We start from the raw sequence: 13,977 nt of genomic DNA on the forward strand, positions 1-13,977 counted from the left end.
ACGTTGATCATCCCCTAGATCAAATCAGGAACACATCACAGGCTTTATTGATGCTGTGAGTGTTCCATCAAAATTAAATAGGGGACTCGCGATCATGAATACAGCGATCAGAATATTAGAACGATTTGTTTTTACACAAGATTCTGAGGTTAGTGCACTGTCTGGTGTCGCCTGTATAGGGGACGATGTTTACTTTGTGGGTGACGATGTTCGTTACTTATTAAAAACCAATCGAAACAATAACCTGACTAGTGCCGCGGTTTTTGAAAAAGTTCCGTTATCTGAGTCGTCTGAGCAAATATCACTTAGCATATTGAGCAAAGCAAAAAAGCCTGATTTTGAAGCATTAAGTTGCATAACCTTGGATGGCCAACAGCAGCTATTGGTGATGGGATCAGGTTCTACCGAAAATCGGAAACAAGCATTACTTTATAATCCATCTAACAATCAAATCCGCATTTTTCTGGATGCAATTGATTATCACTTTTTGGAAAACAGTGTTGAATTAACGGGTGGAGCAGATCTCAATATTGAAGCCATCTGTTCAGACGATCGTCATCTGTATATTTTTCAACGTGGCAATATTAATCGCCATCATGGTGTTTTAGTCTTTAATTTAGCTAAAATTCAAGCAGGAAAATCGTTAGAAAGTGCGCTTATCAACTCGCTTAATCTCAACTTGCCTGAGATCGAGGGTGCTGCAAGTGGGATTTCTGATGCCTATTTTTTTGTGGATAAAAAACTAATAGTGGCCACGGCAGCGGTTGAGCAAACATTAAATACCTATGATGATGGTGATGTGCTGGGTAGTTTTATCTTGGTATTCTCACCTGATGGTAAAGCTTTAGCGACGCATTTGATTCAAGATGCAAAAGGGCAGACGCTGCCAATCAAGGTTGAAGGGATTACATGGCTCGAGTCAAGGTCTGATGGCGAAGTCTTTTTATTAGTGACAGACAGTGATGGCGGTGAGTCTGAAATTTTGAAGGTCTTACTCAGCCACTCCGCTTTGGAAACATCATAACGGTAAACCCTATTGTTTGATGGTCATTTGTGTTTGAATTGTGCTCAGTGATTAATAAGAATGAAAACAACAAATAAGTTGCTGCTCGAGCCAACTTATTTGCTTAATAAACACGCTTGCATAGCAAAGCAATCCAGTCTTTAGCTACTGGAATGTGATAGTTGTTGCCGAATCCATTTGACATTGTCAGGCGTAAATAAGTGATCAATGTTTTTCCAGATCACATGGAAGCCATAACCGCCTTGTTTCATTTCTTTGACCGCATCTTCAATTGACCAGTTTTCAAAAATAATACGATACATGGCAATGTTTGCCCCTGTACGATCTGAACCGTGGTAACAGTGAATTAATACTTTTTGATGATTTTGCTTGGCCGTTTGAATCGCTTGCATGGTCTGCAAGAGATCTTGACGGTTAATCGCCCATGTATAAATCGGAATATGCACCAGATTAAAAGGCTGATCTTTTAAAACTTTGGCATCTTCATTTCTGGCTCTAAGATTGATAACCGTATCAATATTATAGTGTTTTAAACTCGGAATGAGTTCAGTGCTGGGTTGATCGCTACGAAAGACATCATCGCTAATCTGATAAAAGTTATGCGTATGGGAAATCAACGTTCCCCAGTTTTTGGGGCGTTGTTCATCATTTAGGCTGGCATGCTTCATGCATCCGCCCATACTGAGCGTAGAAATGAGCACGAGGCTCAGGAGTGTTTTCTTCATTACTGATAGCGACTGAATTCGACTGGATCGTGGGCACAAATTAACTCAATGCTTGGCTCATGTTGAGCGAGATATTGTAACTGTTTTAGATTTTGCAAACGCAGTTGGTTATCTTCGGCCAATAAACGTTCTGTCAGATCCAAGGCTCTCAGTTTATTTTTCGGATTGAGCTCTAGATGGGTGTAATAGGCATCACCACAAAATAGCATCCAACCATCCGCCTTTTTGATCGCAATACCACAATGTCCTGCCGTATGCCCGATCAAGGGAATCATTAAAATTTCATCTTGAAATAACGGAAGCCCTTGGACTTTTTGCAGGTTAAACCATGCTTCGCCATCATTATGCTCAGCAAAGTTCCAGTGACGATGTTGTTTAAATTGCTCTGTCTTATAGCGAAGTTTGCCTTTGGTTGTGAGGGATTGGGTGGCATTAAACTCGGCAGCTAAAAGATGTACTGTCGCATTGGGGAAATCTGAAATTCCACCCGCATGATCAAAATCTAGATGGGTCACAAAAATATGTTGTACATCACTCGGATTAAAACCGAGTTTTTGAATTTGCTGAATAGCGGTGAGTTTTAGATTTGGCACAATCGAACCAAATCGTTTGAGCAAAGGCCCTAAGCGTTGTTCTGTATGCAAATAATCTTGAAGACCTAAGCCTGTATCAATTAAAACTAAGCCACGGTCTGTTTCAATCAGCAGGCAGTGACAAACGAGATGTGCTTTCCAGCCTTTTTGTCCAAACAGCGGTGCACAAGACGGGCAGAAGCTGCCACAATGCAGATGATGAATATTGTAGATCATGATGCTTTTTTTATTGTGTAGCGGATCGAATTGTTTTTATAACCGATTGATTCAGAAATACCAAAACAATTTTAGCTTGGATATAAAAAAGCCTATCTAGGGGATAGGCGGAGCGATTGTTATTCAATCTTATTCGAGTTATTCATTGCAGACGTGATCGCGCTTTAATCTCTTCACTCACAACATAGCTGTTCATCTTCTTGCGAAGCTTGAGCCGCTTCTCAGGAATGAGCGTTGCTCGTCTTTATTGCTACGCACTCCGTTTGTCTTGCACTGTGATTAAAGCATACGCTTTAATTTGTTAACTCACAGCATAGCTGTTCGACTTCTTGCGAAGCTTCTCAGGAACGAGCGTTGCTCGTCTTTATTGCTACGCACTCCGTTTGTCTTGCACTGCGATTAAAGCATACGCTTTAATCTTGTTCAGGCTGTGGCGTGAGTCTTAAATACGGTTTGACGGCCTTATAGCCTTTAGGGAAACGTTGTTTGATTTCTTCCTCATCTTTTAAAGACGGCACAATCACAACATCTTCGCCCTGTTGCCAGTTCGCAGGTGTTGCCACTTTATGCTTGTCTGTTAATTGCAGTGAATCGACCACACGAAGTACTTCATTGAAATTACGACCTGTTGATGCTGGGTAGGTAATAATCAAACGAACTTTTTTGTTCGGATCAATAATCACCAATGAACGTACGGTTAAGGTTTCACTGGCATTGGGATGAATAAATCCATACAGTTCAGACACTTTACGGTCTTTGTCGGCAAGGATCGGAAAATTAACCGTGGTGCTCTGTGTCTCGTTAATATCTTGAATCCAGCCTTTATGCGACTCAACATCATCCACAGACAGTGCAATGGCTTTTACGCCGCGCTTGTCAAACTCATCTTTCAACTTTGCCGTATAGCCGAGTTCGGTGGTACAGACTGGGGTATAGTCCGCAGGATGGGAAAAAAGGATTCCCCAGCTATCCCCTAAAAAGCCATAGAAATCAATATCTCCTTCACTTGATTGTTGTTGGAAATTCGGGGCAATGTCGCCTAAACGTAGTGTCATGATCAGTCCTCTATACATTCTTTATGTTTTCTATCTCCAATTAATATGCAGCATCTACTTTATAAATAAAATTATTGTTTTTGTATTTTGTTATGAACTTTTGAGATATTGATTATTGATCTTGTAAAAAAAATGATCAGAAATTCACATTCAAGTCGATGTAAGTTAAATGCAAATTTGCTACATTAACGCATCTTTAGTGATGTGACGTCAGAATCGCCTCGCAGATTTTTTTGCCTGTTTGAATGCAAAGCACTTGTAGTTCTTATTTCTGACTCCATAATAACAGCTAAGAAAAAATTAACCGACCTAGGGTTTGTTGAAATTGACAAACCTTATAACAAACAGGATTAGAGAGTTTATTCATGTTGGCAAGTCTGATCGGAGGTATCTTCGGTACAAAAAATGAGCGCGAGCTCAAACGCATGCGTAAAATTGTTGAACAAATTAATGCGCTTGAACCGACGATATCTGCTCTTAACGATGCAGACCTCTCTGCAAAAACTCCAGAATTCAAACAACGTTTTAGTAATGGCGAAAGTTTAGATAAGCTTATGCCAGAAGCGTTTGCGGTGTGTCGTGAAGCAGCAAAACGCGTCATGGGCATGCGCCATTATGACGTGCAGTTGATTGGTGGTATTACCTTACACGAAGGTAAGATTGCCGAAATGCGTACAGGTGAAGGTAAAACCCTGATGGGTACTTTGGCTTGTTATCTCAATGCATTAAGTGGTCAAGGCGTTCATGTGATTACAGTGAACGACTACTTGGCACAACGTGATGCTGAGTTAAACCGTCCATTATTCGAATTTTTAGGTCTTAGCATTGGTGTAATTTACTCGATGCAAATGCCGGATGAAAAAGCACAAGCCTATACTTCCGACATTACCTACGGAACTAACAATGAATTTGGTTTCGACTATCTTCGTGACAATATGGTGTTTTCTCTGCAAGAGAAAAAGCAACGCGGTTTAAGTTATGCCATCATCGATGAAGTCGACTCAATCTTGATTGACGAAGCACGTACGCCGTTGATTATTTCAGGTCAAAGTGAAGATTCATCTCATCTTTATCAACTGATTAACAGCATTCCTCCAACATTACGTCCACAGAAAGAAGAAAAAGTGGCTGATGGCGGACATTTCTGGGTGGATGAGAAACAACGCTCAGTTGAAATGACTGAAGTTGGTTATGAAACAGTTGAACAAAAACTGATTGAAATGGGCTTGTTGGCTGAGGGTGAGAGTCTGTATTCAGCAACTAACCTCAACTTGGTTCACCATGTCACCGCTGCGATTCGTGCGCATTATCTTTATCAAAAGAACGTTCATTACATTATCGGTGTGAATCCACAGACGCAAAAAGAAGAAGTCATTATTGTGGATGAAAGCACGGGTCGTACCATGCCAGGTCGTCGTTGGTCTGAAGGTCTGCATCAAGCGGTTGAAGCCAAAGAAAACATGGAAATTCAACCTGAAAACCAAACGCTTGCAACCACAACTTTCCAGAACTATTTCCGTCTGTATAAAAAGCTTTCAGGGATGACCGGTACTGCTGATACTGAAGCTGCTGAAATGAAAGAAATTTATGGCCTAGACGTTGTGATTATTCCAACACACCGTCCAATGGTTCGTAAGGATCATAACGATTTAATCTATTTAAACCGGAATGGTAAATACACTGCGATTATTGAAGAAATTACCAATATTCGTCAGCAGGGTGTTGCACCGATCTTGATTGGTACAGCAACGATTGAAGCCAGTGAAATCTTGTCTTCTAAATTGCTACAAGCGGGTATTCATCACGAAGTCTTGAACGCAAAACAGCATGAACGTGAAGCAGATATTATTGCGCAAGCGGGTAGTCCAAATGCGGTAACGATTGCAACCAACATGGCGGGTCGTGGTACCGATATTTTGCTGGGTGGTAACTGGAAAGCCAAGCTTGCCAAAATTGAAAACCCAACCCCAGAAGATGAAGCACGCTTACAGGCACAGTGGGAAAAAGATCACGAAGACGTTTTAAGTTCAGGTGGTTTACATATCATTGGTTCAGAGCGTCATGAATCACGCCGTATTGATAACCAGTTACGTGGTCGTGCAGGCCGTCAAGGTGACCCAGGTGTATCTCGCTTCTACTTGTCACTTGAAGATGATTTGATGCGTATCTTCGCGGGTGATCGCGTGGTTGCCATGATGCGTGCAATGGGCTTGCAAGAAAGTGAAGCAATTGAACATAAAATGGTCAGTCGTTCAATCGAAAACGCACAGCGTAAAGTTGAGGCGCGTAACTTTGATATTCGTAAGAACTTATTGAAGTACGATGATGTGAACAACGAACAGCGTAAAATCATTTATTCACAACGTGATGAAGTTTTAGCTGAAAGCACACTTCAAGATTATATTGAAGAAATGCATCAGGAAGTGGTGAAAGGTCTGATCGCAAACTTTATTCCACCAGAGTCGATTCATGACCAATGGGATATCGAAGGCTTGGAAAGTGCCTTACAGAGTGATTTAGGTATTGAGCTGCCTGTACAGCAATGGTTAGACCAAGATCGTCGTTTGGATGAAGAAGGTTTAGTGGCTCGGATTTCTGATGAAGTCATTAATCGCTACCGCCAACGTCGTGAGCAAATGGGGGATGATTCAGCAGCAATGTTGGAACGCCACTTTATGTTGAACTCACTTGATCGCCATTGGAAAGATCATTTGGCTGCGATGGACTATCTACGTCAAGGGATTCATTTACGTGGCTACGCACAGAAAAATCCTGAGCAAGAATACAAGAAAGAAGCATTCAACTTGTTTGTAAATATGTTGGGTGTGATCAAGTCTGATGTGGTGACCGATCTCTCTCGTGTTCATGTACCAACGGCAGAAGAATTGGCAGAACTTGAAGCACAGCAACAACGTCAGGCGGAATCAATGCGTCTGTCGTTTGAACATGATGATGTCGATGGTTTAACGGGTGAAGTGACGGCTTCTGAAGAGATTGAAAATGTAGGTGATACTGCATTCCCAGTACCTGAAAGTCGTAATGCACCTTGCCCATGTGGTTCAGGCTTAAAGTATAAGCAATGTCACGGTAAAATCTAAGTTTCGACTTGATTTAGGCTGAAATAAAAAAGCAGAGCATTGGCCTCTGCTTTTTTTTACGAGAATTTACTTGAGTCCAGACACGCTTTGTAGTTTCATTATTGGACTTACAGATCTTGATTGAGTTCGCATTAAAAGCGGGAAGACAATGAAAAAACCATTACAACTTTTAATTTTGGCAAGTGCGGCGGTATCGGGTTTTGCATTTGCAGACGATGCGCCACAAACCACGACTGTGGATAAAGTCTTAGCGGCAAAAGGCACCAATACAGCTGAAGCACAAGTCAAGCGTGAAGTCACAACTGTGATTAGTCCACGTACTGGCATTCGCTATACTCTAGGTGATACAGGCAACCGTCCAATCGTATTGCAAACGGCTGCAATTGCGCCTGCAAACTCTGCCAATATCAACCGTATTGTGGCATCAAATCCTGCATTATCTGCACAGAGCCAAGAGAAAGCCAAGGTTGCTTTAATTGGTGAAACAGCTGTTCAAGCGGCCAACGCTGCAGCGGCACAAACAGCAGGTACACAGACTGCAAAAGCAAATTAATTTCAATTGATTTGAAATAAAAAAAGAGATGCAATCGCATCTCTTTTTTTATGAATGAATTTTATTATAAAAAGCTTGGAAGCAAAATTAGACCGATTAAAATAGCAAATAGCAACCATTTAGATACATAGTAGAGTGGGCGATTACGCTCTTTTAGGCCACGACCATAGTGATGCACGGCATAACCATATTTAAAAATACGGTTAATAAAGCCAGTTTTGTCTTGATCATCATTGGGTGAACTGGCCGCAGACATGACATTACGACCAAACCAGTGATTAAACTTTTGTGCCCAACCCCATTTCATCGGGCGTTCGATGTCACAGAATAAGATAATACGAGTTTCATCGGTTTTATTTTCGGCCCAATGTACAAAGGTTTCATCAAAGACTGTGGCTTCACCATCTCGCCAGCTATAACGCTCTTGATCGACTTCAATAAAGCAATCATCGCTATTGGGTGTCACGAGACCGAGGTGATATCGTACTGAACCTGCATAAGGGTCTCGGTGCTTACCCAAGTAACTGCCAGAAGGGAGTTCGGTAAACATGGCAGCTTTGACTGACGGAATGCTTTCCAATAAGGCAACTGTTTTTGGGCAAAGCTGTTGCGCTGATGGATGGCTGTCTTGATACCATTTCAGATAAAAGCGTTTCCAACCGCGTTTAAAAAAGGTGTTAAAGCCGGCATCATTGTTTTTTTCAGACGCTTTAATTTGGTTCTGTAGTTGGATGGCCTCTTCACGAATCACTTGCCAATTATCTTGTAGTGGTTTGAGTTCAGGAAACTGCGCTACATCGAAGAAAGGTTGGTTCGGCAATTTAGAAAAGCCAGTCATAAACATATTGATTGGCGCTAAAAATGTCGAATGGTCAAATAATTGTCGAGATGCTTTTAATCGTTCTTTGCCTCGTAAATAAGTATACAAAAAGCTGACTAAAAATACGGCAACGATAATCACTGCGTACATAACACAATCGTCTAAAAAAAATGAAGGCGGTTATTTTAGCACAAAAGATATTTGGAAGAATGCAGTTGTAAAAGCAACTTTATAAGATAAAAACTATGAAATTAAATGGTATTTCAGATGATCTGAGCGGTGATATTTCTCAGATCATCTGAAAAAATAATGATTAAATTTGGTTATTTACATCATCATGTTTGGTTTCACGAATCATTAAAAATGCAATTAAAGAGAGGATCGACGCTAAGCTGAGGTACAAACCCACTGCGCCTAAGCCATAACTTTCTGCCAACTTAGTCGCAATATACGGAGCAAAGGATGCACCAAAAATACCAGCCAAGTTAAAGGTTAAAGCTGAACCTGTATAACGAACTGAGGTTGGAAAAATCTCAGACAGGACTGTACCGATTGGGCCATAGGTCAAGCCCATAATCGAAAGACCGATACATAAGAACAAGAACACCAGAATTGGGCTACCTGAGCCGAGTAGTGGCGCAAAACACAGTCCGAACAAGGCTGAAAGAATACACACGACAATCGAAGTATTTTTACGACCAAATTTCTCTGCGAAAATTGCAGATAGAGGAATAAAGGCAGCAAAACAGAGGGTTGCAAACAGTTGTAATACCAAGAAGTCACCGCGTGCATAGCCGAGTTTTGTTGTTCCCCAGTTCAAGGCAAATACGGTGGTGAGATAAAACACCACAAAGGTACAGATTGCGGCAATCGTTCCAAGCACCAACATCGGCAAATGTTTGGTCATCACTTCTTTAAAAGGGATATTTACTTCTTTCTGTTTATTCAAGACCTTTTGAAAAGCGGGGGTTTCATGTAATTTTAAACGAATATAGAGACCGACCAAAACCAATACTGCACTTGCGATAAATGGAATACGCCAGCCCCAAGTCATAAAGGCTTGTTCGGACATAAAGGCATTGAGTAACAGGAATGAGCCTGTCGCAAGGATAAAGCCGATCGGGGCGCCTAATTGTGGGAACATGCCATACCAAGCACGTTTGCCTTCTGGCGCGTTCTCAGTGGCAAGCAGTACAGCACCACTCCATTCACCACCTAAGCCTAAACCTTGGCCTAGACGGCATAGGGCAAGCAATAGCGGTGCAGCCAAACCAATTTGTGCATAGGTCGGTAACAGGCCAATACAGACGGTTGAAATCCCCATCGTGAGCAAGGCTGCAACCAGCGTGGCTTTGCGTCCGATTCGGTCACCCAGATGTCCAAAGAGTGCTGCACCAATGGGACGAGCAATAAAGGCAATCGCAAAGGTTGCCAGTGATTTGAGTACCGCAGCACCATCGCTACTTTCAGGGAAAAATAAATGTGGAAAAATCAATACTGCTGCTGTGGCATAGATATAAAAGTCAAAAAACTCAATCGTGGTACCGACTAGACTGGCAAATAATACTCGTACTTTTGAATTGCTGGCCACTTCTGGAGTGGCAGTCGTAGTGCTTGACGACATACAAGACCTTCATGTTATTCATTCAAGAACATATAAGGACTGCTGATATTTCACTTTATGAGCTATAGCTCTCATTGCGATAGAGGGTGTTTTTTAGCCAATAAAGCAATGTATGGATGAAAGCTCAACAGCCCTAATGGCTGTCTTGAAAATTCCTTTTGAATATGCAGTTTTACTTCGAAAACTTAATGCTACATATGGGCTTATAATACATAACAGTAGATTGCCAAAAAGTGTAATCCTGCGCCTAATAGCACAAAAACATGCCAAATTGCGTGGGTATATCTTACCTTTTTTAAGGCATAAAACAATGTGCCGATGGTATAAGCCAACCCCCCTGCAATCAGCAGTTGTACCGCCTCTTTAGACAGGTAACGTTGCATATCATCCATGACTAAAACAGCCAGCCAACCCATGACTAAATAGGCGGCTAAAGAAAGCTTTTGGAAGCGATGAATGAAGACCAATTTGAATAGTGTCCCGATCAGGGCAATGGCCCATAAGGCAATCAGTAAGTAATGCGCTTTGGCAGTCGGGATGGCGATACTGAGAAAAGGGGTATAGGTGCCTGCAATCAGATAGTAAATCGCGGTATGATCCAGTTTCTTATACCAATAGCGTTTACGTTCGTCTTGGGCAAAGTGATACAGCATGGAACTACTCAGTAATAGCACTAAGCTAAAGCCATAGACCCATAAACTGATCCATTGTCCTAAAGGTAGGCCATAGCCTTTGATGATCAAAAAGATTGAGGCAATTAAAGCCAGTACTGCGCCAGCCCCATGACTATAGGCATTAATCAGTTCTTCTTTGGGGTCATAGTCCAGCAATGTGTTTGTGTTCATCAAGCGATCTGGTTGCATAAAAATACAACTGTATCGTAATGCAATTTCCCTTTTAAAGTAAGACGCTTTAAAATTTAGTTTCTATTTGTCAGGTTTTCATTATGTTTGCGCCGAAATTTTCTTTTGAACAAGAACAGCAGTTTTTCTTGGATATCCAGCAATCTATTGAAAATAAAAGCTTTGATCGTCTGATTTTGAGTCAGTACAAAGGCGAAATGGCACAATTAGAAAAGATGACTTTCCGTGTAATTGAACTACAGGGTCAGGCAAGTTTATCTTGTTTATATCATTACACCACACAAGACATGACCAAAAACTATGCGATTGATGAAGGCTTAGAAAAAATTGCTGAGCTATTGAACCTGTCTAAGCAAGCCAATCTATTCACTTCTGATCAAGATATTCAACTCAAGAAAAATAAAAAGAAAGCGATGTTGAATAGCCAGAAAAAACAAGTTCCTACAGCCAAAGTAGAGCAACAGCAGCATGATCGTGAAAAGCAGCGTTATGTACAACAACAAAGTCCATTTTTAAAGTATCTCGGTATTACCGATGAAAAAGGGCAAATCATTCCAAGCATGGCGCGTAAGTGGAAGCAGATTAATAAATTTATTGAAATCTTTTCGCATGCCTATGAGCAGATTGATGCATCACAGCAAGAATTGAATATTGTCGATTTTGGTTCAGGAAAGGGCTATTTAACCTTTGCCTTGTATGACTATCTACAAGCACAACAGAAAACACCGTTAATTACGGGAGTTGAACTGCGTTCAAACTTAGTTGAGTTTTGCCAAGATGTTGCTGCTCAGACCGGTTTTAATCATCTTGATTTTTTTGAAGGGGATGTGCGGAGTTATCAACCTGAAAAGTTGGATGTAATGATCGCCTTACATGCTTGTGATATTGCGACTGACTTTGCCATTCATACCGGTATTCGTCTGAATGCGTCGATGATTATGTGTGCGCCGTGTTGCCATAAGGAACTCCGTCCACAGCTAAAAAGTCCAGAGGTGTTACAGCCGATGTTGCAATTCGGGATTCATGCAGGGCAACAGGCGGAAATGCTGACCGATACTTTACGTGCCTTATTGTTAAAAGCTTATGGTTATGAAACCAAAGTATTCGAGTTTGTATCTTTGGAGCATACCAGTAAGAATAAAATGATTTTGGCGACGAAACGAAAGGATATTCAGCAACCTGATGCAAAAATCATGCAGCAAATCCAAGCGTTGAAAACCATGTATGGCATTGAAAAACAAAGTCTGGAATTATTATTACAAGATCAAATGCCAATCGAGAATATCGGTTGTAAGTGCTAATCACATGCATTGATTGCTGGATAAATCTAACGATATCAATCAATATGGGTTGATATCGTTACTTATGCGATAGGGTTGTAAATAAAAATTGAAGAATAACAAGTCGAGTCATTCCAATGATGAAAAACAAAATGTATCTCGCTGTTTTGCTCTTGGTCTTCTCCAATTTAAGTGAAGCAAAAGAGTTTGAGAGTCCACTCAATCAGAAGGGCGTTGTCAGTTTTAATCCTTCAACGCAAGCCAGAGTTCGTTTATATGGCCAAAATGGCCAGCAAATATATATGCAGCATACTTTTGATTGTAAAAGTAGAAAACAAGGGATACGTGAAAATTTAAGTGGCTACGGGGCATGGAATGCTTTCAAAACCTATACCCGAATCAATATGAATTATTCGATTGGTATGCCACGCACAATCATACAAAAGGACATTGAGCAGAATTTTAATACCTATCAGATGGTGACTTATAAGGAATATGTGGTAACTGCCAATCAACCGATCAATCTGCATGGATTTGTAGTGGGTACAGAGCAGACTACGGGCAAAGCCAAAGTGGTCGATGGATGTGAGAATACGGAAGCTTCATTTAAACCACAAGCAGGCCGCGAGTATGAAATATTGGGAGAGAATGAAAACCAGCAATGCCAATTTAAGGTCTATGATTTAGCGTCGAAGCAATTGGTTCCTGTCTCAGAGCAAGCCTATATCTGCCCAAAAGATAAGTGGAAGTTTTGGAGAAAAGACGAATAAAGATGAACACTTTGATTTTTTCCAGTCAGATGACAAACTCCCAATAAGAGAAGTTTGTCAGGGGCAAAACTGGTTAATGCTGTTCTGTTACGACTTCAGAAGTGGCTGATTGTTGAGTGTGTTGCTGTTCTTGCTGTTGCGCTTTACGTTGTGCACCTGGCATATAATCAGGTTCTTGGGTCATGGCCAAATAGAAAAAGCTTAAAAAGATGGTGCTGAGTACACCGACAATGATGACAAATTTCCATCCCAATACCGTTTCTTCATTTGAATCTTTTTTGGGGGATGGTTGGTTATTCATAATAAATTCCAAAAATAACAAAAATCAAAACTAGATTTTGCGCCTTTTTGGACTGATTTGCCAAGTAAAAATATGGAGTTGGGGGAAAGTGATCAGCAATGGGCTCATACTTTAGAGAGGGAAGCGTATTAAGAATAAAACCGCTTCACCATCCAAAGTCGACTGAATAAGGATTAAAGCGTATTCCAGTCTTCAATCGCTTTATAGCCTGTTTCCAGACCCACATCATAACTATAGCGAATCTTGGCTTTATCCTTAGAAAGACGACCTGCCATGTTTTTTAAATCAGGGGGACACACTTCCAAAATTTTCTGGTTAGCGGCTGAGCGGGTAAATTCGACGGCATCGTTATAACGTTGTGTGCGAGTCAAAAGACTATGCGCAAAACCACGTTGCTGCTTAAACAGGTATTTGGCAAGCAATTGGTCACCTTTACTGCTGGCCTTATAATAATTTTTCGGGCGAGTTCTGAGTACCATGAGTTTAGAGACATCATGCTGTTGTGCCGCCCAATGTACGGGTAAAGCATCGGCAACACCCCCATCAAAGTAGGGCTCACCAAACACTTCAACCGCTTGACGTGTTAATACAGGAATCGAGCTCGAGGCTCTTAATCCATCAAGGATATTGTCTTTGGACGCTTTGATATAAGTGGCTTCACCCGAAATGGCATGTGTTAACACCATATAAAATTCAGGATGATTGGCAAATAGATGGGCTTGATTGAGCGGATGCTCTTTTTCGACAATGTCCCACATCCATTTTAAATCCAGTAAGTCACCACCTTTGAAAAAGCGACCATATTGGATAAATTCAGAACGAAGCGAGTGGTCGAGGTAGAGATTTAGCGTACGACCTTGCTGTGCGGCAAGGTAATTGGCGACATTGGTTGAGCCTGAAGAGACGCCGACGCACAGATCAAAAGGGTTAAATTGTTGCTGTAAAAATGCATCTAAGACACCGCTGGTGAATGCACCGCGCATTCCACCGCCTTCAACGACCAGTGCCTGACGATTTTGTTGAAGCATTGAAAATCTCGAGTACCATGATAAACC

13 protein-coding genes are annotated in these 13,977 nt (G+C 41.2%); 5 read left to right on the plus strand and 8 right to left on the minus strand.

Annotated elements, in window-relative coordinates:
- The first annotated feature begins 94 nt into the window (after positions 1-94).
- The gene (locus F957_RS17010; RefSeq protein WP_016660166.1) at positions 95-1,024 is read left to right on the plus strand and encodes a DUF6929 family protein; all 930 of its coding nucleotides are present in this window, start codon (positions 95-97) and stop codon (positions 1,022-1,024) included.
- Between the two features lie 140 nt (positions 1,025-1,164).
- Here the strand turns inward: F957_RS17010 and F957_RS17005 are convergent, their stop codons facing one another.
- The 3 genes from F957_RS17005 to F957_RS16995 form a co-directional block, all read right to left on the minus strand.
- Positions 1,165-1,749, minus strand: a complete 585-nt coding sequence (locus tag F957_RS17005) for a dual specificity protein phosphatase family protein (protein ID WP_016660167.1) — start codon at positions 1,747-1,749, stop codon at positions 1,165-1,167.
- Positions 1,749-2,558, minus strand: a complete 810-nt coding sequence (locus F957_RS17000) for an MBL fold metallo-hydrolase (RefSeq protein ID WP_016540637.1) — start codon at positions 2,556-2,558, stop codon at positions 1,749-1,751. Before F957_RS17000 ends, F957_RS17005 begins: the two co-directional genes overlap by 1 nt.
- Before the next feature lie 413 nt (positions 2,559-2,971).
- A complete protein-coding gene (locus F957_RS16995) occupies positions 2,972-3,613 on the minus strand; it encodes a peroxiredoxin (protein ID WP_016540636.1) in 642 nt (213 codons plus the stop codon).
- Between the two features lie 365 nt (positions 3,614-3,978).
- On the opposite strand from F957_RS16995, the gene secA reads away from it, so the two are divergent.
- Positions 3,979-6,711, plus strand: coding sequence for a preprotein translocase subunit SecA (gene secA / locus F957_RS16990; protein WP_016540635.1), 2,733 nt, complete (start codon positions 3,979-3,981; stop codon positions 6,709-6,711).
- Positions 6,712-6,859: 148 nt separating this feature from the next.
- The gene (locus F957_RS16985) at positions 6,860-7,264 is read left to right on the plus strand and encodes a thioredoxin domain-containing protein (RefSeq protein ID WP_016540634.1); all 405 of its coding nucleotides are present in this window, start codon (positions 6,860-6,862) and stop codon (positions 7,262-7,264) included.
- Between the two features lie 64 nt (positions 7,265-7,328).
- On the opposite strand, the gene lpxO is transcribed toward F957_RS16985, so the two are convergent.
- From lpxO to trhA, 3 genes are all read right to left on the minus strand, one after another.
- A complete protein-coding gene (gene lpxO / locus F957_RS16980; protein WP_004652409.1) occupies positions 7,329-8,234 on the minus strand; it encodes a lipid A hydroxylase LpxO in 906 nt (301 codons plus the stop codon).
- 163 nt (positions 8,235-8,397) lie between these two features.
- Positions 8,398-9,708 carry an MFS transporter gene (locus F957_RS16975; protein WP_016540633.1) on the minus strand — a complete coding sequence of 437 codons (1,311 nt, stop codon included), beginning with the start codon at positions 9,706-9,708 and terminating at the stop codon, positions 8,398-8,400.
- A gap of 203 nt (positions 9,709-9,911) precedes the next feature.
- On the minus strand, positions 9,912-10,553 hold the full coding sequence (trhA, locus tag F957_RS16970; RefSeq protein ID WP_023271383.1) for a PAQR family membrane homeostasis protein TrhA: 642 nt from the start codon (positions 10,551-10,553) through the stop codon (positions 9,912-9,914).
- Positions 10,554-10,654: 101 nt separating this feature from the next.
- On the opposite strand from trhA, the gene F957_RS16965 reads away from it, so the two are divergent.
- Together F957_RS16965 and F957_RS16960 are read left to right on the plus strand one after the other, a co-directional pair.
- Positions 10,655-11,872 carry a class I SAM-dependent methyltransferase gene (locus F957_RS16965; RefSeq protein ID WP_016540632.1) on the plus strand — a complete coding sequence of 406 codons (1,218 nt, stop codon included), beginning with the start codon at positions 10,655-10,657 and terminating at the stop codon, positions 11,870-11,872.
- A gap of 116 nt (positions 11,873-11,988) precedes the next feature.
- Positions 11,989-12,621 (plus strand): hypothetical protein, encoded by a 633-nt coding sequence (locus F957_RS16960; protein ID WP_016660168.1) that lies wholly within the window; start codon positions 11,989-11,991, stop codon positions 12,619-12,621.
- A 73-nt stretch (positions 12,622-12,694) separates the two neighbouring features.
- Here the strand turns inward: F957_RS16960 and F957_RS16955 are convergent, their stop codons facing one another.
- Together F957_RS16955 and F957_RS16950 are read right to left on the minus strand one after the other, a co-directional pair.
- A complete protein-coding gene (locus F957_RS16955; RefSeq protein ID WP_016660169.1) occupies positions 12,695-12,922 on the minus strand; it encodes a hypothetical protein in 228 nt (75 codons plus the stop codon).
- Between the two features lie 173 nt (positions 12,923-13,095).
- Positions 13,096-13,950, minus strand: coding sequence for a patatin-like phospholipase family protein (locus tag F957_RS16950; protein ID WP_016540630.1), 855 nt, complete (start codon positions 13,948-13,950; stop codon positions 13,096-13,098).
- Between the last annotated feature and the right edge of the window lie 27 nt (positions 13,951-13,977).

It is taken from the genome of Acinetobacter gyllenbergii CIP 110306 = MTCC 11365 (assembly GCF_000413855.1).
Classification (GTDB): Bacteria; Pseudomonadota; Gammaproteobacteria; order Pseudomonadales; family Moraxellaceae; genus Acinetobacter; species Acinetobacter gyllenbergii.